Source organism: Roseobacter sp. SK209-2-6, from assembly GCF_000169455.1.
Lineage (GTDB): Bacteria > Pseudomonadota > Alphaproteobacteria > Rhodobacterales > Rhodobacteraceae > Pseudophaeobacter.
On sequence record NZ_AAYC01000002.1, the window covers coordinates 46347 to 67367 of the forward strand.

At 58.2% G+C, this 21021-nt stretch carries 19 protein-coding genes; 11 read left to right on the forward strand and 8 right to left on the reverse strand.

Annotated elements, in window-relative coordinates; all coding sequences use genetic code 11:
- Nucleotides 1–73: 73 nt before the first annotated feature.
- Entirely contained in the window at nucleotides 74–1240 is a 1167-nt protein-coding gene (rnd, locus tag RSK20926_RS03400) for a ribonuclease D (RefSeq protein WP_008204403.1), read from the forward strand.
- Between the two features lie 217 nt (nucleotides 1241–1457).
- Here rnd and RSK20926_RS03405 read toward each other — a convergent pair whose 3' ends face one another.
- A complete protein-coding gene (locus RSK20926_RS03405) occupies nucleotides 1458–1970 on the reverse strand; it encodes a hypothetical protein (protein WP_008204404.1) in 513 nt (170 codons plus the stop codon).
- 135 nt (nucleotides 1971–2105) lie between these two features.
- On the opposite strand from RSK20926_RS03405, the gene RSK20926_RS03410 reads away from it, so the two are divergent.
- Entirely contained in the window at nucleotides 2106–2516 is a 411-nt protein-coding gene (locus tag RSK20926_RS03410; RefSeq protein WP_008204407.1) for a SufE family protein, read from the forward strand.
- 86 nt (nucleotides 2517–2602) lie between these two features.
- Here the strand turns inward: RSK20926_RS03410 and RSK20926_RS03415 are convergent, their stop codons facing one another.
- The gene (locus tag RSK20926_RS03415) at nucleotides 2603–3304 is read right to left on the reverse strand and encodes a helix-turn-helix transcriptional regulator (RefSeq protein WP_008204408.1); all 702 of its coding nucleotides are present in this window, start codon (nucleotides 3302–3304) and stop codon (nucleotides 2603–2605) included.
- 98 nt (nucleotides 3305–3402) lie between these two features.
- On the opposite strand from RSK20926_RS03415, the gene RSK20926_RS03420 reads away from it, so the two are divergent.
- Nucleotides 3403–4032 (forward strand): glutathione S-transferase family protein, encoded by a 630-nt coding sequence (locus RSK20926_RS03420; protein ID WP_008204409.1) that lies wholly within the window; start codon nucleotides 3403–3405, stop codon nucleotides 4030–4032.
- A gap of 61 nt (nucleotides 4033–4093) precedes the next feature.
- On the opposite strand, the gene RSK20926_RS03425 is transcribed toward RSK20926_RS03420, so the two are convergent.
- Nucleotides 4094–4813 (reverse strand): DUF1638 domain-containing protein, encoded by a 720-nt coding sequence (locus tag RSK20926_RS03425; RefSeq protein WP_008204410.1) that lies wholly within the window; start codon nucleotides 4811–4813, stop codon nucleotides 4094–4096.
- Nucleotide 4814: 1 nt separating this feature from the next.
- Complete coding sequence (locus tag RSK20926_RS03430; RefSeq protein ID WP_008204411.1) at nucleotides 4815–5513, reverse strand: corrinoid protein; 699 nt, start codon at nucleotides 5511–5513, stop codon at nucleotides 4815–4817.
- 228 nt (nucleotides 5514–5741) lie between these two features.
- On the opposite strand from RSK20926_RS03430, the gene RSK20926_RS03435 reads away from it, so the two are divergent.
- Complete coding sequence (locus RSK20926_RS03435; protein ID WP_008204412.1) at nucleotides 5742–6821, forward strand: PA0069 family radical SAM protein; 1080 nt, start codon at nucleotides 5742–5744, stop codon at nucleotides 6819–6821.
- A gap of 90 nt (nucleotides 6822–6911) precedes the next feature.
- Here RSK20926_RS03435 and RSK20926_RS03440 read toward each other — a convergent pair whose 3' ends face one another.
- The gene (locus tag RSK20926_RS03440) at nucleotides 6912–7445 is read right to left on the reverse strand and encodes a winged helix-turn-helix transcriptional regulator (RefSeq protein ID WP_008204413.1); all 534 of its coding nucleotides are present in this window, start codon (nucleotides 7443–7445) and stop codon (nucleotides 6912–6914) included.
- A 39-nt stretch (nucleotides 7446–7484) separates the two neighbouring features.
- On the opposite strand from RSK20926_RS03440, the gene RSK20926_RS03445 reads away from it, so the two are divergent.
- Entirely contained in the window at nucleotides 7485–7862 is a 378-nt protein-coding gene (locus RSK20926_RS03445; protein WP_008204414.1) for a VOC family protein, read from the forward strand.
- A gap of 220 nt (nucleotides 7863–8082) precedes the next feature.
- Here the strand turns inward: RSK20926_RS03445 and bmt are convergent, their stop codons facing one another.
- From bmt to RSK20926_RS03460, 3 genes are all read right to left on the reverse strand, one after another.
- Complete coding sequence (gene bmt, locus RSK20926_RS03450) at nucleotides 8083–9105, reverse strand: betaine--homocysteine S-methyltransferase (RefSeq protein WP_008204415.1); 1023 nt, start codon at nucleotides 9103–9105, stop codon at nucleotides 8083–8085.
- 104 nt (nucleotides 9106–9209) lie between these two features.
- Nucleotides 9210–11204 (reverse strand): phosphatidylglycerol lysyltransferase domain-containing protein, encoded by a 1995-nt coding sequence (locus tag RSK20926_RS03455; RefSeq protein WP_037253671.1) that lies wholly within the window; start codon nucleotides 11202–11204, stop codon nucleotides 9210–9212.
- Nucleotides 11205–11516: 312 nt separating this feature from the next.
- Nucleotides 11517–11831, reverse strand: a complete 315-nt coding sequence (locus RSK20926_RS03460; protein WP_008204418.1) for a DUF1476 domain-containing protein — start codon at nucleotides 11829–11831, stop codon at nucleotides 11517–11519.
- A gap of 215 nt (nucleotides 11832–12046) precedes the next feature.
- Between RSK20926_RS03460 and purC the strand changes: the two genes are divergently transcribed.
- From purC to RSK20926_RS03495, 6 genes are all read left to right on the forward strand, one after another.
- The gene (purC, locus tag RSK20926_RS03465) at nucleotides 12047–12808 is read left to right on the forward strand and encodes a phosphoribosylaminoimidazolesuccinocarboxamide synthase (protein WP_008204419.1); all 762 of its coding nucleotides are present in this window, start codon (nucleotides 12047–12049) and stop codon (nucleotides 12806–12808) included.
- A gap of 100 nt (nucleotides 12809–12908) precedes the next feature.
- The gene (gene purS, locus RSK20926_RS03470) at nucleotides 12909–13139 is read left to right on the forward strand and encodes a phosphoribosylformylglycinamidine synthase subunit PurS (RefSeq protein ID WP_008204420.1); all 231 of its coding nucleotides are present in this window, start codon (nucleotides 12909–12911) and stop codon (nucleotides 13137–13139) included.
- Nucleotides 13139–13807 carry a phosphoribosylformylglycinamidine synthase subunit PurQ gene (gene purQ, locus RSK20926_RS03475; protein WP_008204421.1) on the forward strand — a complete coding sequence of 223 codons (669 nt, stop codon included), beginning with the start codon at nucleotides 13139–13141 and terminating at the stop codon, nucleotides 13805–13807. The genes purS and purQ overlap by 1 nt, the downstream gene beginning before the upstream one ends.
- 36 nt (nucleotides 13808–13843) lie before the next feature.
- Complete coding sequence (locus tag RSK20926_RS03480; RefSeq protein ID WP_037253673.1) at nucleotides 13844–15616, forward strand: sensor histidine kinase; 1773 nt, start codon at nucleotides 13844–13846, stop codon at nucleotides 15614–15616.
- A 26-nt stretch (nucleotides 15617–15642) separates the two neighbouring features.
- Entirely contained in the window at nucleotides 15643–16980 is a 1338-nt protein-coding gene (locus RSK20926_RS03485) for a sigma-54-dependent transcriptional regulator (RefSeq protein WP_037253676.1), read from the forward strand.
- A gap of 737 nt (nucleotides 16981–17717) precedes the next feature.
- Nucleotides 17718–20975, forward strand: a complete 3258-nt coding sequence (locus RSK20926_RS03495; protein ID WP_008204425.1) for a ribonuclease E/G — start codon at nucleotides 17718–17720, stop codon at nucleotides 20973–20975.
- Nucleotides 20976–21021 lie beyond the last annotated feature (46 nt).

The following is a 21021-nucleotide window of genomic DNA, read 5'->3' on the forward strand; positions in this document are numbered from 1 at the left end:
AAGCGCGTATCACCATGCTTGAGCCTGAGAAACGGGCGCCAAGTAGAGTAGAACACAAAAAAAGTCGCGATTTATGAAAATCATTACCACCACCGATGAGCTGCAGTCCTTTTGTGAAGAGGCAGCACAGTATGCCTATGTCACGGTGGACACCGAGTTTCTGCGCGAACGGACCTATTATTCCAAACTCTGTCTGATCCAGTTGGCCTTTGCCGGAGATGGCGAAGAGGACGCGGTTCTGGTTGATCCCCTGGCAGAAGGCCTCGCCCTTGATCCGCTTTATGATCTGTTTCGCAATGAAGCGGTGGTCAAGGTCTTCCATGCCGCCCGCCAGGACCTAGAGATTTTCTGGGTGGACGCCGGCGTATTCCCCAAGCCGCTCTTTGATACCCAAGTTGCGGCTATGGTCTGCGGTTTTGGCGAACAGGTTGGCTATGAAACCCTGGTACGTAAGATTGCCAAGCAGAGCCTGGATAAAAGCTCTCGCTTTACCGATTGGTCCCGTCGCCCTCTGAGTGGGGCGCAGAAGACCTATGCTCTGGCGGATGTGACCCACCTGCGGCGCATCTATGAATTTCTGGCCAAAGAGCTGGAAAAGAGCGGCCGCTCTCATTGGGTGGCGGAAGAGCTGAAGGTGCTCACCGATCCGGCGACTTATGATATCCGCCCTGAAGAGGCCTGGCGGCGGGTAAAGACCCGCACCTCCTCGGGTAAGTTTCTTGCGGTCGTGCGTGAGCTTGCTGCATTCCGTGAGGATCATGCGCAGCGCAACAATGTGCCGCGCAATAGGGTCTTCAAAGATGATGCCCTGGTTGAGCTGGCCTCCACCAAGCCGCGAACGGCCTCTGATCTAGGTGGATCGCGCCTGCTCTTGCGCGAAGCCCGCAAAGGCGCCATCGCCGAGGGCATTCTGGAGTCGGTCACCAAGGGCATTAACTGCCCCGCGGAAAAACACCCCAAACCAGATCGCAGCCGTGAGAAGATCCAGGTAAATCCAGCACTTGCGGATCTTTTGCGGGTTCTGTTGAAAGCCAAGACAGAAAGTGCCGGCGTTGCCGCCAAGCTGATCGCGCCAAGTGCGGATCTGGATGCCATTGCCGCCGGTGAACGAGATGTCCCAGCGCTGACCGGCTGGCGCTATGAGGTCTTTGGTGAGGATGCCCTGCGTCTCTGCGAAGGGAAAATCGCCCTGGCTGCCAAAGGCCAATCGGTGAAAGTGGTAAAGCTGACGGACGAATAGTCGAGCGGTGGGATTTTCTCTCAGCGCAATTCGAACTTAAGCCTTGCCCAGTGCCGCTATCTTGATCGAAATGGGGCTTGTTCGAAATGTGTAAGATGCCGAAATGGGTAAGCTGGTAAAGTAGGCTGCCACATAGGCCTAAATGTAAAAAACCCGAAGCGCAGGCTTCGGGTTTTTTGCTTCTTCAAGGCACTTACTAGACTACAAGCGAAAAAAGTCAGCGGCGGCGTGTTTCGCGAATGTTGCTGGAGCCTTTTACTCGGATGAGCTTTGTGCCGCGTAGATCCTGTTTTGAAAGGGTCACGGCGACATTGAGTGTGCGGCTGTGCGTGCTGCCCGTCTGAGTTGCTGACTCGGGGTAAATCACCCGGAATTCATACTCCAAAACGGAAGGGTCTTCGGTTTCAATGGCGCGGAGAGCCAGTTTGTGAGCGCCCTGTCGCGCGCCCAAAGCTGTTGCATGAATGATGGCCCCAGCAGGTGTAGGTTCAACTTTCAAAGCGAGAATCTCTTTAGCCAGAACACTTTTGTCCTCTGCTTCGGCCCGCGCGAAGAGACCTATCCGATCCGTTACAGGGATCAGGGGATTAGTGGCTTCGGTGGATGTGCTTGCAACTTCAACCGAGCGGGATTTTCCGAACCAGTTCAGCGGATTTACGCGTGAATCTCGAAAGCCGCAGCTCGACACCGCCAGGGTGCCGACCAGGAAGATTACCAAGGATTTGCGCATAAGGACCCACCTGTCAAAATTCTTGTAGTTCGTGGTTACCCGATTGTGCCGCGCTTGAAAAGCTGTTGAAAATCCTTCCGCTCCGGCATAGGTCCGTGCGGGTGAAACCAGTCAGCAGGAAGGGGACGCAGGGCCATGGCCAGCGCCGCATTTGAAGAGATCGTCGAAGACTTCGAATTCCTGGAGGATTGGGAAGATCGCTACCGCCATGTGATCGAGCAGGGCAAGGCAATGGCGCCGCTGGAAGACGCATTGAAAGTGCCCGCAACCAAGGTGGATGGCTGCGCCAGCCAGGTTTGGCTGCACCCGGTGATCGAGGGGGGCAAGTTCCATTTCGATGGTGACAGCGATGCCTTGATTGTGCGGGGGCTGATTGCGGTCCTGCGCTGTCTCTACAATGGTCTGACCCTGGCCGAGGTTGTGGCGGTGGATGCGCGTTCTGAACTGGAACGCCTGGGTCTCAACGAACATCTCTCGGCTCAGCGTTCCAACGGGGTGCGCGCCATGATCGAACGGATCCGTGAGACCGCAGCAGCGCAGCTGTAACATTGCGGAACCTTCGGGCGTTGGGGCGGAGTTGAGCCTGACGCTAAGCCCAGTCCTGCGATCAAGGCTCCAGCGACCTCGGCGCGTCACCCCAGGCGCCGCCGATCAAGCGATTTGAGATAGGCCACATAGTCCCGCAATAGGGGAACCCGTCGGGGCCGAAAGCTGTCTGCCGTTTTTTGGTAGTTCTCGATTCGGGTGACATGGAACATGCGGAAATCGGTGCGCTTGCAGCACCAGGCCAGCAACATGATCGCCCTGTCATGATAGGATAGCGCAAGCGGGTAGATGCGGCGCTCCGTTCGGGCTTCCTTTAGGTCGCGGTAAGTTATGTCCAGTGCCTCTTCGGCCCACATTGCTTCGCGCAGCTCTGTCATATCTATTGCGGGCTTCAACGGGGCCGTCATCCTGTGGACAAGAGTAACCGCATGCGCCGCCTGCCGTTGCTGACGCTCTGGGAGGGTGGCCAGGATCTTGATCAGAGCGTCCTGAGCGGCCTGTGCCAGGTCCGGATCCCCCCTTTGCCCGACGTCCGCCAACCCCAGAGTGAGCGCCTCTATCTCGATCTGCGTAAAGGTTTGCGGCGGTAACGCCGGATCTTCGACCATGGTATAGCCAAGTCCTGCCTCACCTTCGATCCGGGCCCCCGCGGCACGCAGGCTGTCGATGTCGCGATAGATCGTCCGCTCTGACACCTCCAGGGCGGCTGCGAGTCTGGCAGCGGTCACCGGAGGGGTGAGGCCGCGGATCAAATGCAGCAGGCGAAAGAGACGATCGGATTTGGCCATAGGGATATACTCGGCGAATGATACTGACAGAAACTGGCAAGAGCCTAGCGTCATAACCCGGCTATCGACAATCGATAGTTTTGAAAAGGAGCTCTCTTATGCCAACTCTCTATCATTCTCCGCAGTCCCGGTCCTCGCGCGTTATCGCGCAACTGATGCTGATGGGGAAACTTGATGCGGTTGATGTGATCAACGTAGACATCATCAAAAACGATGGCAGCGGTCGCATAGACCCAAAGAACGCGCACCCAGAGGGAAAAGTTCCCTTTCTGGTGACGGATGAGGGCGAAGAGATCCGCGAAAGTGCGGCCATCATGATCTATCTGGATGAGCTGTTCGGCCAACCGCTGAGCCCCAAGCAGGGCGAGCCGGGACGCGGCAGCTATCTGACATGGATGGCCTATTCCGGCGGCGTGATGGAACCCGCGCTGGTGGCGCATTTTGCCGGGTTGGACCACCCTGCTCTGACCGGCACCTTTCGCACCATGAAAGAGGTTGGCGCACAGCTGGAGCGCGGGCTGAAAGGCCGGTCCTTCCTTCTGGGCGAGGAGCTGACGGTTGCTGACCTTCTCATGGCCTCTGCCTTTCAATGGGCGCCGCATCTCACCCCGGATATTCCCATGGTCAAAGCCTGGGTTGAACGGGTGACATCGGCGCTGGACAATGAGGGGCTGGCGGCTTTTGAGGCCAAAGCAGAAGAAGAGCTGAGGCAGAAGGAACTGACCTGACCTGAGGTAGACCTGGGGCAGGCCGGGAGAACAATCAGTAGAAGGCGCATGAGCCCATGCTTCAGGCCTTGGGCTTGCCCCAATCCATAAGGGTGCTTTGCAGCTCCCCATAGCCGGTGTGGCGGTGTTCAAACTCCAGCCCCATCCGGTTGGCGCAGTCACGGGCCTTGTCCAAAAGGGCAGGGTCCTTGAGCTGCGATTGATAGACCAGCTTGGTATAATTGCCAAAAATCATGTCGCGCAGTTCCGGGTTCTTATCCAGTCCCATGGGCCGCCAAATAAAGGCGTCAAACTGCTTGACCAGAAAATCGGTCAGATAGAAGGCTGTGATTTCCCCGGCTTCACTATGGGCTTCAAAGACCTCATTGCCCTCAAAGAAGGAATAACAATGGGGCCCGGCCACCATCTCAACACCCAGTTCTGCACATTTGCGTTCCAGCGCGCCGCCGGTTCCGCAATCCGCATAGACCACATAGATCTGGTCATAGACGGCGGAATGCTTGGCGACGGCGCCCTCGACGCAATCGACAATCTGTTCGGGATAGAGGTGCAGCTTGGCAGGCAGGCAGGTCAGATCCATATGATCCAAGGCGTTCTGCTCTTTGATGGCCAGGATTTCGCGCGCCAGGGCGCCACAGGCGATCAACAGGATACGGCCCAGCTTCTTTTCCGGGGCGGCGAGGCCCTGTTCGGTGAGGGAGCTTTCCTCAAGCGTCCGCCCGGTCGGGGGACGGAAGGCAGCCCGCTCATTCAAGCGGGCTGCGCGTCCTTTGCGTGCCAAATCAGGCGCTCATCGAGTTGTGCTTGCGCGCAACGAAGTCTTTTGCAGTTTCAACTGCAACAGCCGCGTCACGGCAGTAAGCGTCGGCGCCGATGGCCTTGCCGAACTCTTCGTTCAGTGGCGCGCCACCAACCAGCACGATGTAGTCGTCGCGCTTGCCTTGTTCGACCATGGTGTCGATGACGACCTTCATGTAGGGCATGGTGGTGGTCAAGAGAGCGGACATGCCGAGGATGTCGGGCTTATGCTCTTCCATCGCTTCCAGGTAGTTCTCAACCGGGTTGTTGATGCCGATGTCGACAACTTCAAAGCCCGCGCCTTCCATCATCATGGAAACCAGGTTCTTGCCGATGTCGTGAATGTCGCCCTTAACGGTGCCGATGACCATCGAACCCATGCGCGGTGCGCCGGTTGCGGCCAGAAGTGGCTTCAGGATGGCCATGCCGCCCTTCATGGCGTTTGCTGCCAAGAGAACTTCTGGGACAAAGAGGATACCGTCGCGGAAGTCGGCACCAACGATGGTCATGCCGCCAACCAGCGCCTCGGTCAGGACCTTGTAGGGAGCCCAATCGCGGGACAGAAGGATGTTCACACCCTCTTCGATTTCTTCCTTCAGACCATCATAGAGGTCATCAAACATCTGCTGGACAAGTTCTTCATCGTCCAGATCCGCCAGGATGATATCTTCTTCTTCCGACATGCGCCTATTCCTTGACTGGGCCGGGAATCCCCGGCGTGGCCTTGCAGTGATTTAACGACTATTGGGCCAGAATGCCGCTTTGAAACTGCATTATTTGCGACATCGCCTTAGCTTGTACCGACGTATAGGTGCAAAAAATGCAGAATGATAATGAAGATTTCGCAAGGAAATCTTCGATTTTGCGCGCTTGTTCTTCATTTGTTCCAAAATCGGTGTCATTCTGCCCGAATGAGCTATTTGATTCACCAAAGTAAGGAACGTCGCAAAGCGCGTGCCAGTCTGAGCAATGCGCCAGGGCGGTTTGACCTCTCGCGTGAGCGTTTTGAGGATGAGTGGTATCAAGACCCTGAAACCGATGTCATCCGAACCACGATCCGGCAGGAACAGGCGCGTAGCATTATCTCTTATAATCGCTCGCCGGATCTGCCTTTTGATCGCTCGGTCAACCCTTATCGCGGTTGCGAACATGGGTGCATCTATTGTTTCGCCCGCCCTAGCCATGCCTATCTGGGCCTTTCTCCTGGGTTGGATTTTGAAACGCAGCTGATTGCGCGCCCCAATGCGGCGGAGGTCCTGCGCCAAGAACTTTCCAAGCCGCGCTATCGGGTGGCGACCTTGGCTCTGGGCACCAATACGGATCCTTATCAGCCCTGTGAGCGGGATTTGGGGATCATGCGCGACTGTCTGGAAGTCCTGCGGGATTTCAACCATCCCATTGCCATCGTGACCAAGGGCAGCCTGATTGAACGGGATATCGATATTCTGTCGGAAATGGCTGCCAAGGGATTGGTTCGGGTTGGTATTTCCCTCACCACATTAGATCCCGATCTCTCCCGCCGGATGGAGCCGCGCGCCCCGGCGCCCGCACGTCGGTTGGCAGTGATCCGTCGCCTTTCTGATGCGGGCATTCCCGTCCGGGTGATGACCTCTCCCGTGGTGCCGGGCCTGACGGACCATGAGCTGGAGGCCCTTTTGGCCGCCGGGGCGGAGGCAGGGGCGGATACCGCCAGCTGGATCATGCTGCGGCTCCCGCGCGAGGTGTCACAGCTCTGGCAGGATTGGCTGGCCGAGCATGAACCAGGGCGCGCTGAGAAGGTCATGACGAGGCTGCGTGAAATGCATGGAGGGCGCGATTACGACCCACGGTGGGGGCAGCGCATGCGCGGAGAGGGGCGCTATGCAGAGATGATCGCACAGCGGTTCAAATCGGCCTGCAAGCGGTTGGGGTTGCAAGAAAAAGCGACTGACCTCAGAAACGATCTGTTTCGCGTGCCGCCGCAGGCGGGGGACCAGCTGGCCCTGTTTTGATGTCTTGGCCGAGCTGGCCTAGTCACAGTCCATGAACTCAGTCCCATAGACCTGAGCAAAAAGAGATCTCACGGCACTTAGAACGCCCCGCTAGATCAGGCCAATGGACTGACTGATGGCCTGGCCTTGATTGATGGCTTGATAAGCCGGACGTAGAGGTTTTTGGCTGAGGTCAACTGAGCGGGAGACCCACTGCCGTTCTTCCAGCTGACCCAAGGACTGGGAGAGAGCCCGGTCAGTGATCTGTCCAAGATCCGATTTGATTTCGGTAAAACGCCGTGGTGCGGTTGTGATGGCCAAAACCGGAAGAGTCCAGCTGCGGCGCAAAAGGCCAAACTCGTCTTTGTCCGGGGCAAGGGAAACGATCTTGGCTGCGATCTTAGCTGCGTCCTGGCCCACAGGGGTCAGGCGGAATTCCGGCCGCAGAGGGTGGCCGTGACCGGGGTTTCTCTCCAGCAGATGCAATTGGACCAAATGTTCCAGGCTGGCGGCAAAGGCTGTGCGGCTGGCTCCGGTCGCCGCCAGCAAGGGGGCCTGACGTCCGGGGATGCCTTGGTGAAGTGCGGCCAGAATGCTCATCGACCAGGCGCGTGAAGTCAGGTTGACAAGAAGTTTTATGTCCATAAAGTATAGTAACTATATTTTGTGAAAAAGGGAAGACCAATGGCAGTAGCTGCGCTTGAAAAAACGATTACCTTGGCACTTTCTGTTCGTGACCGTCACAAAAGTGCCAGTTGGTACAATGAGATGCTGGGGTTTTCCCTGCTCTATCACGCGGATGAGGCCGGATGGAGTGAGCTGCAGACGCTGACAGAGGGGGTGACGCTGGGCCTTGGCGAACAGACGGAACCAGTGCCGGGCAATATGGTGCCTGTGTTCGGAGTGAGTGATATCGTGACAGCCCGCAGCGCCTTGGAGGCGGCAGGGCTGCGTTTTGATGGACCGACCGAAACCATTGAGGGAATGGTGAGTACGGCCACCTTTTATGACCCTGATGAAAATGCCCTGATGCTGGCGCAGGATTTGACCTCAGCGCAATAGCGGCAACCCCAAAATCCACGTTTGGGTCTCTGAAACAGGTCACTCTAACGCATGCCTCTTTTCCGGGACTACGCTGGACGCTGAAACCGACGAGCCAATGCATGAAAAACGCCCGGCCCAATGAAGGGCCGGGCGTTTCTGTAGTGGTATCTTAAAAACTGGCTCGATGCAGTGACACAGGTGCTGAAGCGCTGGAGACTTTGGCTTACCTCTGCGGGGATTAACCTCTGCGGCGACCGCGACCTCTGCGGCGCTCTGCACCCTCGGCGGCATCCTCTCCGGTGCCATCGCTGGCAGAGGTGAAGGGGCCCAGGACCTCGACGATTTTCTCAAGGGCCGGGCGCTCGCCGCGGGGACGCGTGTCAAGTGCTTCACGCATGCTGCTCAGATGCTCAGGCATGGTGCCGCAGCAGCCGCCAATGATCTTGGCGCCGGAATCGCGAGCCATAACCGCATATTCGCCCATCAGTTCAGGGGTGCCGTCATAGTGAATATGACCATCCACATATTTGGGGATGCCCGCGTTGCCTTTGGAGATGATCGGGCGCTCGGTGCCTTGGGCGGCAAAACCCAGTACCGTGCGCAGAATGTCGGAAGCGCCGGTGCCGCAGTTGGCGCCAAATGCCACAGGGGCATTATCGAACTCTTCGACCAATTGAGCGAGGTCGGCAGAGGTCACACCCATCATGGTGCGCCCGGCGGTGTCAAAGCTCATGGTGCCGCACCAGGTCATATCCGCCAGCTTAAAGGCCTCAGCCGCAGCGCGGAATTCTTCAGGAGCAGAAATAGTCTCCAGCCAGAGCACATCGGCGCCACCTTCCTTCAGGGCTTCGGCCTGCTCGTGGAACATCTCGACCGCCAGGGCGTGGGTCATGGGGCCAACCGGCTCAAAGATCTCGCCGGTCGGGCCGACGGAACCGGCAACCGCGATCTTGCGCTCTGATTTGTCCGCCACCTCACGGCCCAGCTCTGCTGCGGCCTGGTTAAGTTCGCGCACACGTTTCTGAGCATCATGTAGTTTCAGGCGTGCTGCCGTACCACCAAAACTATTGGTCAGAAACAGGTCGCTGCCCGCATCCACAGAGCCCTGATAGAGCGCCATGATTTTCTTGGGCTCATCCGTGTTCCAGAGTTCTGGCGCATCGCCGGATTGCAGACCCATCTTGAACAGATTGGTTCCGGTGGCGCCATCGGCCAACAGCGCGTCTTTCTCTGCCAGAAGAGTTTTGAATGTGTTTGTCATCTTTGGATCCTGATCAATGCGATGGCAGGCACTAAGCCCACTGGCGGGGCCCAGCGGCGGGGCCCGGTGAAAGGGGGGGTGATGCCCAAGTTAAACGTCCTGTGTCATGACCTGCCGTTTCGGGCAATCGCAGAATCTTCAACTTCATTATGAAACTTGCGCAAATAGCTGTCGGCGTAGTTGGAATAGGAGAGATGCGCCGCAAACTCCTGGTCTTCTTCTGCGGCGCTTTCGGTCCAATCCGCATTCGGTTCTGTTACGGGCAATGGAGGGGCAGGGCGGTGGACCAGACGGGTCATCTCCGCCAGGGCGGCCAGGACCTCGGGCCAACTTGGTGCGGCGATATATCGAGCTTCCCAATGTGGCGCAAAACAGGCTTTGAACCGGCGTAACCCAGGGTCCAGGCTTTTGGACCACCGGTGTTCCGGGACAGCAGCAAGGGACAGGCGCCGGACTCCGTCTTCTGCCGCAGCGGCGATTGCGCTGCGGACCAGGCTATGTCCGGTCCCATCGGGCGCATCAGGTAGGATCCTGACCAGATCGAGACACCATTCCTGAGGCGTTTCATGCAGGCTGATAAAGCCAATGATCCGGTCATGTTTCCAGGCGAGGAAGACCCTCTGATGTTGCAGATAGCCTGCCTCGAATTGGCCCATTGTTGTGCCATAAGCACGACCATGGCGGTCTTGCCACAGCTTGTCGACGCGTTGCATCTGCTCTAGCGGCAACTGCATTGGTGCAGGCAGGATGGTCACATCTGCCTTTTGAGTGTGGCGCAATTTGCGTCGGAGCTGCCGGTGACAGGATCCGCTCTCGCTGAACTCCACCGGGTTCAGAATCGCCTCGGATGCAATCCGCATTACCGCCCAACCCGATTTGCGAGCCTCTAGAGCGGGTTTCGAGGAAATCTTATAAAAACAAGCAAGTGCATTGCGCTTGCGTGCATAAGACTTCATCGGCTGCAGCGTTTCGCCAAGATCACCGGAGATGGGATCAAAGAGGGAGACAGATATCTGGGGGCTGTCTAGCAAAGCCAATTGGTTGAGACCGAAGGCACGGATATGTCCGCCGTTTTGCCCGATGACAGCTGTTTCAGCCACCGGACGTTGGGTGGGAAGGTCATGCGCAGGACGTTGCTGCGTTCCCAGAAGGGCCTCTGTCCTGTTCTGAGGGAGCTCTGGGCCTGTCTTTGCATCCGGAGAAGCCTTGCGTGGAAGGAACAACATGGCTGTCGCCAAGAGCGCAGGGAGCGCATAATAGACCAGTCGGAAGGCCAGAAGGCCAGCCAGAAGCGCGCCGCTATCTGCCACGCTGAGAAGCGACAAGATTGTCAGCTCCAATGGCCCAGTTCCCCCCGGTGCAGAGGAGAGGATCGCGGCCCCCAAGGCGAGGGTGTAGACCGCCAGCAGGCTCCCGAAGGGAACGGTTGCTCCCTCTGGCAATAAGAGCCACAGCGCGGTTCCGGCCGCTGCGATGTCCAGAAAGGCCCAGAAGGTCAGCGCAACCATGGCTGCTATGGATGGCCAACGCATTTTGAAGCGCCCAAACCGCATTTCAGGTTTCAAAAAGCTGAAGGCCGCTGCAATCAAGGAGGCGCTGACAAGAAATGAGCCCAGGGCCACATATAGCGGTGAAGGTGCAAAAACCAGCATGGAACAGCCGCTGATAAAGATCAGGGCCATCATAAAGGTCAGTCCAACAAGCGCGGTCAATTGCCCCGCGCGCAGCGCCGAAATACCCGGCAAAAGGCGCCAGCGCGCATAGGCACCGGTAAACAATCCAAAGCCTACGGTCTGTGAAAAGGCAATCGCAGCCATGCCCGCGCGGCGAACTTTGGGGCTATCCTGACCGGTTTGCAGGTGCCGGTGCGCGACACCGTCATAGCGCCCGAGCGCCCAGAAACTCACCGCTGTAGCGATCCCAGCGGCGCCCCATCGCCAGGCTTCGATACCGCTCAGGAGGGTGTGCAACTCACTCCAGGTGGGAATTTCTATGCGTGTAAAAAGCGCCCAGAGGCAGAGGCCTGCCATTACAAGAGGGAGGGTGAGTCGAATGAGACTCAGAGAGGGACGCGCCGTTTGGGGATGGGAAACTGACATTGCGATCCTTGTGCTGGCCGGAGATGGCAGTGCAGATCCAAAAGCTAGCAGTCGGGGGTTTTCGAGCAGTTAATCGTAAAAACCTCGAGAAGGCATGACTTGCAAATCCCTGAATGGCGGGCGTTCTAAAAAAGTGAATAAAAATAATGTGTAAGAAGTTTTTCCTGCAGGGAGGATCAGGTCAGTTTTCCAGCTTTTGTCTAAAACAGGAATGACTTTTTCCTGCACAAAGAGGCAATTGCCCTTGCCTGCGCATCCAGCCCGCAGCGGATCGGCTGCGGGGCGGCGCGGCGACTTCCTGGATCTGCTTGCCTAGGCTTCTTCCAGGAGTTGTGCCTGGGCGAGGGCCATCATCTCATTGCGCTTGGCTGCGATCATTTCCGGGCTGGCGCGATGGCCGAGGTCTGCGGCGATTTTACGGATCACATCCGCATGCCCGCTTTCCTCCAGATCGGCGGCGATCACAGTCGCGGCATAGGCCTCAGCGTCACGCCCCTTGTGACCCAGCAAATCCGCTGCCCAAATGCCCAACAGACGATTGCAGCGAGCTTCGGCTTTGAAACGCAGTTCTGCGTCATGGACGAATTTGGCTTCAAAGGCCTGTTCGCGGTCGTCAAAAGTGGTCATACTCTCTCTCCCCGTTACTAAATCCACACTATAAATATGGGGGTCTTTGGCTGTTTCGACAAGAGAACTGTAGCGAAATGCCGGTTCTGTTCCGATACTTGGGCAGTTGTGGAAGCGCTTTGCGCGAAGCAAGCTTGCAGCAAATGACCCCTTGCACTATGAGAGCGGCAAGAAACCGGGCCGGGATTCCTGGCCTTCACCTCGAAAGGCTCCCCATGTCACGTCGCAAAAAAATCTACGAAGGCAAAGCCAAGACCCTTTATGAAGGTCCAGAGCCGGGCACCATTGTGCAGTACTTCAAGGATGATGCCACGGCCTTTAATGCGGAAAAGAAGGACGTGATCGACGGCAAGGGTGTGTTGAACAACATCCTGAGCGAGTTTTTCATGCAGGGGCTTGGCCAGATCGGTGTGCCGACCCATTTCCTCAAGCGTTTGAACATGCGTGAGCAGCTGGTGCGCAGCTGTGAAATTGTGCCGCTGGAAGTGATCGTGCGTAACTATGCAGCCGGTTCTATGTCCAAACGCCTTGGCATCGAAGAGGGCACACAACTGCCGCGCCCCATCGTGGAATATTGCTACAAGGATGACGCCCTGGGTGACCCGCTGGTCACCGAAGAGCATATCGCCGCCTTTGGCTGGGCCAGCCAGCAGGATATGGACGACATTCTGAGCTTGGCGCTACGGGTCAATGACTTTTTGTCCGGCGTGATGCTGGCAGTTGGCATTCGCCTGGTGGATTTCAAAATCGAGATCGGCCGCATCTACGATGGTGATTTCCAGCGCCTTGTCGTCGCCGATGAGATCAGCCCCGACAGCTGCCGTCTGTGGGATATCGAAAGCGGTGAGAAGCTCGACAAAGACGTATTCCGTCGCGATCTGGGAAGCTTGACCGATGCCTATTCCGAAGTGGCGCGGCGCTTGGGCGTTCTGCCCAACAATCCGCCCAGCCCCAGCAAGCCAACGCTGGTGAACTGAGACCGGACGTAAAACACGCCCGCCCCGTGGGGCGGGCTTCACTTTTTCTGCAAAGGGCGCCGCTACCCGGTGCCCGCCATCGAACCTGAGGGAAAATACGATGAAAGCGCGTGTGCATGTCATGCTGAAAAACGGGGTTCTGGATCCACAGGGTGAGGCCGTGCGCCACGCGCTTGGGGCTCTGGGCTTTGACAAGGTCGAAGGCGTGCGTCAGGGCAAGGTGATTGACCTGGAGCTGGCAGAAGGAGCCACCGAAGCCGATGTCACCGAGATGTGTGAGAAGCTTCTGGCCAATACCGTCATCGAATCCTACAGCATCGAGCTGCAGTGATGAAGGCGGCGGTAGTAGTCTTTCCGGGTTCAAACTGCGACCGCGATCTGGCGGTGGCTTTTGAACAGGCCGGCTTTGATGTCTCGATGGTATGGCACAAGGACAGCGCGCTGCCCGAAGGTGTCGATATTGTTGGTGTGCCTGGCGGTTTCTCTTACGGTGATTACCTGCGCTGCGGCGCCATCGCGGCGCAATCCCCGATCTGCAAGGCGGTCGTCGCCCATGCGGAACGCGGTGGATATGCACTGGGTGTCTGCAACGGTTTCCAGATCCTGACAGAAACCGGCGTTCTGCCCGGAGCGCTCCTGCGCAATGCGGGCCTCAAATATATCTGCCGCACCGTGGATCTGAAGGTCGCAACCTCGGATAGCGTCTTTACCCAAGGCTACAATGCAGGCGATGTGATCGGCATTCCGATTGCGCATCACGATGGCAATTACTTTGCCGATGCAGAGACCGTAGCGGCGCTGAAGGATCAGGACCGGGTGGCCTTCACCTATGAGGCCAATCCCAATGGCTCCGTTGATGACATCGCGGGTATTCTGTCGGAAAACCGTAGGGTTCTGGGCATGATGCCGCATCCGGAGCGCGCTTCGGACGAGGGCCATGGCGGCACCGATGGAACGGCTATGTTCCGCGCATTGGCAGGCCTTGTCGCTACAGCGTGACTTGAGGTCCTGCGGCGGCAGGAATAGGTTTACCCTATGAGCACGCCGCAGGATACATTCGCGAGAGAAAGTAAGTCCCAAGGCTCGGGTACTGTTCCATGGCAGGCCCGGTTGGCGCTTGTCCTGTTCATGGCCATTGCTGCGGTCACCATATGGGTGACAAATCAGCAGCTTACCCACCGCTTTACAGATAGCACCCGCAACCGCGGTGAGCTGCGTCTGGCGCTTTACTCTGGAAATCTTGTCAGCGAGTTGCGTCGCCACGCCATTGTGCCCGACCTTCTGGCCCGGGATCAGAGCCTGATTTCCGCCCTGCAGAGCCAGGATTTTTCCCTCTCCACCCAGCGCCTGATCTCCTTTGTCGATGAGATTGACGCCGCCTCGATCATGTTGATTGCCAATGATGGACGCGTTGTGGCCGCGACCAATCGCAATCGCCTGGGCGAAAACCACCGGAATGCAAACTACTTTGTTGATGCGGCGCGTTCCAAGACAACTGTTTTCTCGGCGATGAAGCGTGAAGTCGGTGGCTTTCGCTTTACCTATTCGCGCCGGGTTGTGGATACCTCTGGCTTGCTCGGGGTGATCATGATCGAAGTGGATCTGCACCGCTTTGAACGGGCCTGGGCGGGGATCTCGGATGCGGTCATGGTGACCGACAGCACTGGTAATATCGTTCTGGCCACAGAGGCGCGTTGGCGCGGTCTGACCGAGAGCGAGGCGCTGCAGGTCCAGACGCCCGAGGGGGCAATTCAACGCGCCATCCGTGCCACCGCCGATTGGAGCGCACTGCCGCCTGATGCCTACCTCTTGGGGGAGGCAGTCATGCGGCTGGAAACGCGGGTGCCTTTCCGGGGCTGGCGGATGACCTCTTTCACCACCTATGCCTCAATCCGGGAAAAGGTGAATGCAGTTCTGGCGCTGGAGATCATGGGATTCGCCATTCTTCTGGCGCTGGCTTTCTATGCACTGAACCGCAAGACCGCGCTGCGGATGGCCTTGTTCCAGCGGGAGTCGGCGGAGCTTCGCGTATTGAACGCGCGCCTCCAGCGGGAAATTGCCGAGCGGGAGCGCATGCAAAAGAACCTTGCCGTGGCGGAACAAAGCTTGGCGCAGAGCTCTAAACTCGCCGCTTTGGGAGAGATGTCAGCCGCGGTCAGCCACGAGCTGAACCAGCCCCTGGCGGCGATGAAAACCTATCTGGCCGGGGCGCGGCTTTTGCTCAACCGCAACCGCCCGGATGAGGCGCTGGCCTCCTTTGGCCGGATTGATGATCTGATTGAGCGCATGGGCGCCATTACCCGCCAGCTCAAGTCCTACGCTCGCAAGGGGGGCGATGCCTTTAGCCCTGTAAACTTGGGCGATGCGCTGGCCTCGAGCCTGTCGATGATGGAGCCCCAGCTGCGCCAGCGCCATGTCACGATCACCCGGATCCTTCCCGAGGAACCGGTCTATGTGATGGCGGATCGCATGCGTCTGGAGCAGGTCATGGTGAACCTCTTGCGCAATGCGTTGGATGCCACCAAATCCGTGGATGACCCAGAGGTAGAGATCCTTCTGGCAGCAGGTGAAACCGCGACCCTCACGGTGCGTGACAATGGCATCGGGATTGAGGATTTTGGTAGTCTTTTTGACCCTTTCTACACCACCAAACAGGCGGGCGAAGGGGTCGGGCTAGGGCTTGCCATCTCCTCCGGGATCGTGAACGACCTAGGGGGAAGGCTCTCGGCCCGCAATGGGCAGAACGGTGGAGCCGTATTTGAAATGCAATTGCCCATCCTAGTGGATGGGGTTGAGGCTGCCGAGTAGGCGGCGAGACTATGGAGGGGACGCGAATGGCACAGGCCATGAAAATCGCGATCGTCGATGATGAACAGGACATGCGGCAATCGATCAGCCAATGGCTGGCGCTGTCGGGGTACGACACCGAAACCTTTGCCAGCGCCGAGGAAGCGCTGAAGGTTCTGGGGCCGGATTATCCGGGCATTGTCATCTCGGATATCAAGATGCCGGGCATGGATGGCATGCAGTTCCTGAAAAAGCTGATGGGATCCGACTCGGCGCTGCCGGTGATTATGATCACCGGCCATGGCGATGTCCCCATGGCAGTAGAGGCCATGCGGGTCGGGGCTTTTGACTTTCTGGAAAAGCCTTTTAACCCAGATCGCATGTCCGAGCTGGCCAAACGGGCTACCGGCTCGCGTCGCCTAACTTTGGATAACCGGGCCCTGCGCCGGGAACTCTCGGATGGCGGTCAAATCATGAAGAAACTCATCGGTCTCAGCCCGGTGATGGACCGTCTGCGTGAGGATATTCTCGATCTGGGTCAGGCCGACGGCCATGTTCTGATCGATGGGGAGACCGGCACGGGGAAAACCCTGGTGGCCCATGCGCTGCATGCGGTTGGTAGCCGGGCAGGTAAGAAATTTGTGCTGATCTCCTGTGCGGCCCTAGAAGAAGAGGCCCTGTCCAAACGGCTCTTTGGCCCGATGCAGCCCGAAGACAGCCTGCTGCCTGCTTTGGAAGAAGCCCGTGGCGGCACCCTGGTGCTGGAAGGGATTGAAGCCCTCAGCGAGGCGCTGCAGGCCAAGCTGCTAAGCGCGATCAATGAACAGGGTACGCCGGGGGAGACCCGGATCATCGCCATTTCCAACCTGCAGGAAGCGGGGAAAACCAGCGAGGACGTGCTGCGTTCAGATCTGTTCTACCGGCTTGCAGCCCTGCGGATCACGGTGCCGCCCCTGCGACAGCGCGGTGAGGATATCCTGACGCTCTTTACCCGGCTCTGCGAACAATTTGCCGAGGAATACGGCTGTGAGGCACCGCAAGTCTCTGCTCAGGAAGCCGCACAGCTCTTACAGGCGCCTTGGCCGGGCAACGTGCGTCAGCTGATCAATATCGCCGAGCGCGCGGTTTTGCAGGCGCGCCGCGGGTCGGGAACCATTGCCTCACTTCTGATGTCGGATCATGAGGAGATGCAGCCGGTGATGACCACCGAGGGCAAGCCGCTGAAAGAATATGTCGAAGCCTTTGAGCGCATGTTGATCGACAACACCATGCGTCGCCACAAAGGGTCGATCGCAAGCGTGATGGAAGAGCTCTGCCTGCCGCGCCGAACGCTCAATGAGAAGATGGCAAAATACGCCTTGCAGCGGTCCGACTATCTGGTCTGACCCTCGCCACATGTGCAGACACAGTCCTTCAGGGCGCCTTTGGCGCCCTGATGTGTTTCCGGTGACGCCTGAGCGACAGCCTTTGGAAAAAGGGGAGCGCTGCGGCAAGGGAATACTCTCGAACTTGTGCCTTATCTGATTCCTGGGGAGCCTTCTTCATCTGCGCGCGCGCGTTTCCCTGTTGGCATGGAGGGCGCTTAGGTGAAGAAGGATCTGGAATGCATAATTTTCGCCAAATTTTAACCTTTTGCCCTGCTAAGTGCCTTTGATTTTCACGATTGGCTCTGCGCTATGACGAATGCCCATTGTCATTGTCGCGCTGCTGCCCTTATGGTGAGAATGTGGACAGGTGTCTAAAGTTCGGCACCCCTACTGATGAGTTTCGCTGCAACATGCTTTTGGCCGGCAAGATCCGAGAAAGCTGTGGCAGACCGATTGGCTCCGCTTTTGGCGGAGCAGTTTAGCGCCTCTTGGGACTGCTCTGCGGGAACGCAGCAGATAGACCCCCGAAGAGGGAAAAATGGCAGAGCCTGGATGAATCCAGCCTGCCGGAGAAGAAACGCGATGACGCGCGCGAGAGCGAAGAGCATGCAGGCACGAGGACCGGACGTTAGTTCCAGGGCCGTCTCCTGCTGCGCGCCGTCCCAGATCGCCCTGACAAGACACTCCCCCTTACAAGCACGCCCCCCCGGAGACGGGAGGAGCAGGTTTGCGCAGGGCAGGTGCACCAAGGAAACATGGCAAAGAAGATGCTTATCGATGCCACCCACGCGGAAGAAACCCGCGTTGTGGTGGTTGATGGAAACAAGGTCGAGGAGTTCGATTTTGAATCCGAAAACAAACGCCAGCTCGCTGGCAACATTTATCTGGCAAAAGTAACACGGGTCGAACCCTCTCTGCAGGCGGCTTTTGTGGACTATGGCGGCAACCGTCATGGGTTTTTGGCCTTTTCTGAAATTCACCCTGACTACTATCAGATCCCGGTTGCTGACCGCGAAGCTCTGATGGAAGAAGAGCGCGCCTATGCGGAAGCGATGCGCGCTCGCGACGATGAGGAGGATGCCAAATCCTCCAAACCCTCCCGTTCGCGTAGGGGTAAGGGATCACGCACCAAGGCGGCCAAGGTCTCTTCTGGCGATGTGGTCGAGACCAAAGAGGTTGAGGCACCAGAAGAGGTCGTCGAAACGCCGGTCGCAGGGGGTGGTGAAATCGCCGGGATGGAGACCATCGATCTGGTCGATGGCGAGAGCGACGAGGACAATGCCCTGGCAGAAGTGCCAGAGGGGTCTTCCCCCATGGAGCGTGTCGCGGAGACCCCTGTGGAAGAGCCCGAAGAGGCATCTGACGAAGCTGGTGCATCATCTGAAAAGGTTGCCGCCTCCGACGACGCTCCAGCGGAAACAGAAGAAGCTCCGGCAGCTGAAGCCCTGGCAGCTGCTGAGACTGCAGTAGACGAGGCCCCTGCTGAGGCAGCTGGCGAAGCTGAAACTGCTGATGTCGAAACCTCTGCAGAAGTGGCGCCGGAAGCTGAGGCCGCAGAAGCTGAGGCCGCTCCTGAGGCTGAGACAGCCGAAGCAGCAGAGGAGACCGTAGAAGACGCGGCATCCTCTGACAGTGAAGGCGATGACTCTGCGACCGCCTCTGCAGATGAGAGCGAAGAAGAAGAGACTTCCGCCAAAGGCAAGTCTGCTGATGCATCCTCCAAGGATGAGTCCATTGAATCCGTCGCGGATGAGGATGACAGCGAGGACATTCGCCCCCCTCGTAAACCCCGCGCGCGCCGTTACAAAATCCAGGAAGTGATCAAGGTGCGCCAGGTGCTTCTGGTGCAGGTCGTAAAAGAAGAGCGTGGCAACAAGGGTGCCGCCCTCACCACCTATCTGTCGCTGGCCGGCCGTTACTGCGTGTTGATGCCCAATACCGCCCGTGGTGGTGGCATCTCCCGCAAGATCACCAATGTTGCCGACCGCAAGAAACTGAAAGATATCGCGACTGAACTGGACGTGCCTACGGGCGCGGGCCTCATCGTGCGCACCGCCGGTGCCAAGCGCACCAAAGCCGAGATCAAGCGCGACTATGAATATCTGCAGCGGATGTGGGAACAGATCCGCGAGCTGACGCTCAAGAGCATCGCACCTGCCAAGATCTACGAAGAAGGCGACCTGATAAAACGTTCGATCCGCGACCTTTATAACCGTGAGATTGATGAGGTTCTGGTCGAGGGTGAGCGCGGCTACCGCATCGCCAAGGACTTCATGAAAATGATCATGCCGTCCCATGCAAAGAATGTGCGTCACTACCAGGATGCGCTGCCGCTCTTTGCCCGTTTCCAAGTCGAAAGCTACCTGGGTGGTATGTTCAATCCGACCGTGCAGCTGAAATCCGGCGGCTATATCGTGATTGGCGTGACCGAAGCTCTGGTGGCGATTGATGTGAACTCTGGCCGGGCCACCAAACAAGGCTCGATCGAGGAAACCGCGCTCAATACTAACCTGGAGGCCGCCGAAGAGGTGGCACGCCAGTTGCGTCTGCGCGACCTTGCCGGTCTGATCGTGATCGACTTTATCGACATGGATGAGCGTAAAAACAACGCCGCCGTCGAAAAGCGCATGAAAGACAAACTGAAGACCGATCGCGCCCGTATCCAAGTGGGCCGGATCTCTGGCTTTGGCCTGATGGAAATGTCGCGCCAGCGTCTGCGCCCCGGCATGATCGAGGCAACGACACAGCCTTGCACCCATTGCCATGGCACCGGTCTGATCCGGTCTGATGACTCCATGGCTCTGTCGATCCTGCGTCAGATTGAGGAAGAGGGCACGCGCCGTCGTTCCCGTGAGGTGTTGGTGCGCTGCCCGGTGGCCATCGCCAACTACCTGATGAACCAGAAGCGCGAGCATATCGCTCAGATCGAAGCGCGCTACGGTTTGTCCGTGCGTATCGAAGGCGACATGCATCTGGTCAGCCCGGATTTCACCATCGAGAAGTTCAAGACCGCCTCGCGCATCGTGCCTGTCGCCGAAGCGCCCGTGGTCTCTGTTGATACTTCGATCATGGACCAGGTTGATGCCGAAGAGAGCGAAGCAGAAGAGGCCGCCGCAGAGACCCCTGTTGCGACCGAGGAAAGTGAGGGCGAAGACAAGCCCAAGCGCAAACGCCGTCGTCGTCGCCGCCGGAAATCTGGTAACGGTGCTGAGGATGGGGCTGATGGTGAAGATCAGGCTGCTCAGGAGGGTGCTGCGGAATCTGATGATGCAGATGCCAGCGCCGAAGGTGAGACCAGCGAAGAAGACGCCAAGCCCGAGAAGAAAAGCCGCCGTCGCCGCACCCGTGGTGGACGTGGCCGCTCTAAGAAGGCAGACAATGCGGATACCGAAGAGGGCGCTGAGAAACCTGCCGAAGAGGGCGCTGAACCTGCTGATGCAAGCGCGGATGCGGATGCCGCCTCAGATGTCTCCACAAGCGATAAAACCGCTGATGCAGAGGTGAAGGCCGAAGCAGAGGCCGCAACAGAGGCCACTGACACCGCCCCCCCGGTGGCAGTCGAAGCAGCAGCTGAACCGGAAGAAGCAGCGGAAGCGCCGGCGGAGACCCAGGTCGACGAAAGCGCGCCTGAAGCGGGTGAGGTTGCGCAAGCTCCTGGAGAAGAGCCAGCGCCTGAAGCTGAGGCGGAAGCCCCGGCGGAGGATGTCGCGCAGGAGACTGCTCCTTCTGAGGTGGTGGAAGAAGCAACCGCCGAAGAAGCGGAAGTCGCTGAGCCGGAATCTGTTGAAGCAGAACCTGTTGAGGCTGAGACAGAGACGGAAAACGCTGAAGAACCCGTCGCTGAAGAACCTGTGGCGGTGCTCGAAACGGCTACTGCGGAAGCAGAACCTGCAGCGGTCGTGGAGGAACAGCCCGCGCCAACACTCGAGCCAGAGCCGGAACTGGTCGCCGCGGAGCCGGAACCTGCCGCCCCCCCCAAGCCCAAGCGGCGCGGCTGGTGGTCGATGAGCTAAATTCATGATTTACAACAAGCAGGCGGTCCTATGGGCCGCCTGTTTT

What these genes read in the sequence shown, in the direction of transcription:
- rnd (WP_008204403.1), top strand. Translation starts at nt 74, where the DNA reads ATGAAAATCATTACCACCACCGATGAGCTGCAGTCCTTTTGTGAAGAG.
- RSK20926_RS03405 (WP_008204404.1), bottom strand. Translation starts at nt 1,970, where the DNA reads ATGCGCAAATCCTTGGTAATCTTCCTGGTCGGCACCCTGGCGGTGTCG.
- RSK20926_RS03410 (WP_008204407.1), top strand. Translation starts at nt 2,106, where the DNA reads ATGGCCAGCGCCGCATTTGAAGAGATCGTCGAAGACTTCGAATTCCTG.
- RSK20926_RS03415 (WP_008204408.1), bottom strand. Translation starts at nt 3,304, where the DNA reads ATGGCCAAATCCGATCGTCTCTTTCGCCTGCTGCATTTGATCCGCGGC.
- RSK20926_RS03420 (WP_008204409.1), top strand. Translation starts at nt 3,403, where the DNA reads ATGCCAACTCTCTATCATTCTCCGCAGTCCCGGTCCTCGCGCGTTATC.
- RSK20926_RS03430 (WP_008204411.1), bottom strand. Translation starts at nt 5,513, where the DNA reads ATGTCGGAAGAAGAAGATATCATCCTGGCGGATCTGGACGATGAAGAA.
- RSK20926_RS03435 (WP_008204412.1), top strand. Translation starts at nt 5,742, where the DNA reads ATGAGCTATTTGATTCACCAAAGTAAGGAACGTCGCAAAGCGCGTGCC.
- RSK20926_RS03440 (WP_008204413.1), bottom strand. Translation starts at nt 7,445, where the DNA reads ATGGACATAAAACTTCTTGTCAACCTGACTTCACGCGCCTGGTCGATG.
- RSK20926_RS03445 (WP_008204414.1), top strand. Translation starts at nt 7,485, where the DNA reads ATGGCAGTAGCTGCGCTTGAAAAAACGATTACCTTGGCACTTTCTGTT.
- bmt (WP_008204415.1), bottom strand. Translation starts at nt 9,105, where the DNA reads ATGACAAACACATTCAAAACTCTTCTGGCAGAGAAAGACGCGCTGTTG.
- RSK20926_RS03455 (WP_037253671.1), bottom strand. Translation starts at nt 11,204, where the DNA reads ATGTCAGTTTCCCATCCCCAAACGGCGCGTCCCTCTCTGAGTCTCATT.
- RSK20926_RS03460 (WP_008204418.1), bottom strand. Translation starts at nt 11,831, where the DNA reads ATGACCACTTTTGACGACCGCGAACAGGCCTTTGAAGCCAAATTCGTC.
- purC (WP_008204419.1), top strand. Translation starts at nt 12,047, where the DNA reads ATGTCACGTCGCAAAAAAATCTACGAAGGCAAAGCCAAGACCCTTTAT.
- purS (WP_008204420.1), top strand. Translation starts at nt 12,909, where the DNA reads ATGAAAGCGCGTGTGCATGTCATGCTGAAAAACGGGGTTCTGGATCCA.
- purQ (WP_008204421.1), top strand. Translation starts at nt 13,139, where the DNA reads ATGAAGGCGGCGGTAGTAGTCTTTCCGGGTTCAAACTGCGACCGCGAT.
- RSK20926_RS03480 (WP_037253673.1), top strand. Translation starts at nt 13,844, where the DNA reads ATGAGCACGCCGCAGGATACATTCGCGAGAGAAAGTAAGTCCCAAGGC.
- RSK20926_RS03485 (WP_037253676.1), top strand. Translation starts at nt 15,643, where the DNA reads ATGGCACAGGCCATGAAAATCGCGATCGTCGATGATGAACAGGACATG.
- RSK20926_RS03495 (WP_008204425.1), top strand. Translation starts at nt 17,718, where the DNA reads ATGGCAAAGAAGATGCTTATCGATGCCACCCACGCGGAAGAAACCCGC.